The sequence below is a fragment of the Neisseria sp. P0022.S010 genome (genome assembly GCF_051956635.1).
In genome coordinates this window covers 1-846 of sequence record NZ_JBQCXF010000761.1, presented here as the reverse complement: position 1 = coordinate 846, position 846 = coordinate 1, and the positions used below count along the sequence as shown (strand labels likewise).

Genomic DNA, 846 nt, shown 5'->3' with positions numbered 1-846 from the left:
ATTCAATACTGCGCCGACTCATGCGCCATTGGTCAAAAAATCGGACGACGCTGTCGATGTTGCGCCCAAAACCGCGTCTAAAAAAGAATATAAATTAGATGCGGACAATCGTGAAAAAGTATTGGAAGAATATTTGTACCGCTGGCAGTTGGAACACAATACTGCCCTTGCAGACGATGGCGAAGCAGTGGAAACCGATGCGATGGTGGTTTTGCAGGACAACTGGTTGAGCGCGCAATCGGCATTGCAGGCCGCGGCTTCAGAGCGTCATATTGAATCCACCCGCACTGTCAGACTGAATCCGAAATCAGGTGCCGTAGATTTTGATGCGCCTGAAGTGGAAGAAACTGAAAAACCGGAAAATGATGATGCGCAAGCGGCTGAAGAGGCGGTTTCAGACGGCCTTGAAAAAGAACCGGCCATCAATGTCCATATCAATGTATTGAACCCGCAGGCGATTGGCCGTCGGGAAGTATTCTGTGTTTCTGAAAAGGATTTGACCGAGCGTCTGATTAAGCGTTTGCGTCCCCATGTGGCCGATGCGGTCAACGGCATGATTCGGATTGCCGTGCAAAAACAAATGGCCTTGTTCACTTACCAGTTGCAGCAAATGCTGAACGAGCAGGCGCCTGGCTTGGTGGAGGATGTATTGGAACACAACGTCAAACGTATTTTGGACGATATGAAGACTGAAATGAAATACCGCCGTTGAGTATCCTGGCCGTCTGAAAAGTTTCAGACGGCCTTTGGCGTAAAATTCCCTTAAAATTTTACGAAACGTGTATAATAGCGGCTCACGTTTTCGTGATAAATATCCTTTCTAAATAGTTGATATGCCCGATGCAG

General features: G+C 47.6%; 1 protein-coding gene. It reads left to right on the top strand.

From position 1 onward, the window contains the following. Nucleotides 1-712, top strand: a 712-nt coding sequence (locus ACTHUT_RS21240; RefSeq protein WP_440419783.1) for a hypothetical protein, incomplete at its 5' end; no start/stop codon positions are given. Nucleotides 713-846 lie beyond the last annotated feature (134 nt).